Raw genomic sequence first — 1,081 nt, 5'->3', positions numbered from 1 at the left:
GAGGAAATACTCCATTCCCTTGCCGGCATAATCGATCCCGACAATGGCAATGCCCGTAATCCAGAGCGCGACAAGTGCAAGCGATACGGTTTTTTGAAGACTGTCCATGTGCGCGTCATCATGGTGACCCGACATATCGCCCTTCAGGAGTTGCTTGACCATTGCAATGTCACTGGTCAAAACCAGCCCGATTGCCACGCAGCAGGCGATAAGATGAAAATATACAACGCCCAAGCGCAAATATTCCCCGGCTGGTGAAGAAAGAATACTAAGTTCCATGACTACCTCTTTGTTCAAACAGTGAATCAACCTGACTTTCAGGACAGCTTGATTAGAGTTTGCCGTTACTGACTGAAGTTACGATCCAGCCGTTTCAATTGAATAATCTTGCGGCATTACGCGGCCAAGATAAAAGCGAGTTTGGCGAATGAACTTTCAGTCATTCGATTATTTCCATTTTCAGGTAATAAAAAACCTCATTCGCACTTGGCTGATATGAGGTTTAACTTCCGCTTCTGGGGTCAGGTGAGGACCAGAGCCCGTGCCACCTGTTGCGTATTCTGAACGAAAAAACCGTATTCGTTCATTTTTTGATCAATTTTACTGACCAACGGCAGTGCCCGTGACTGGTTGCACATTGCCATCTTTTATCGCGCAGCCTGCACCATTACTGGGTTTTCGGCGAGTCGGAAGGTAGGCGAGAGCCCCGCTATTTTTTTCGTCTTTTTTTCCAGATTCCATGGGGGAAATCGGGCAGTTTGAGCGAAACAGCCATAAAAAAGGTTCTTCACGGAATTCCGGGGAACACATATAACGAAATATCTGTAGGGGCTGCCGAAGGTTCGGGCCGCGTTCGGACCTTCGGCAGCTCCTACAGGGGAACGCGTGCACCACCAAACAACGAGGTCGAGCGTTAGCTCGCCTCGCGGTGCTGTTGCGGTSCACGCCCCCTCGWGAGGCGGTTCGGGCCGCGTTCGGACCTTCGGCAGCTCCTACAGGGGAACGCGTGCACCACCAAACAACGAGGTCGAGCGTTAGCTCGCCTCGCGGTGCTGTTGCGGTGCACGCCCCCTCGAGAGGC

Annotated in this window: 1 pseudogene; it reads right to left on the bottom strand. The window is 51.6% G+C overall.

What is annotated here, in order from left to right:
- Window positions 1-279: pseudogene (locus tag AC1DVH_RS31640) on the bottom strand (hypothetical protein); the annotation flags it as partial.
- Between the last annotated feature and the right edge of the window lie 802 nt (window positions 280-1,081).

This window comes from Pseudomonas sp. P4_C3, assembly GCF_056402075.1.
This window is presented reverse-complemented; position numbering and strand designations above follow the sequence as displayed.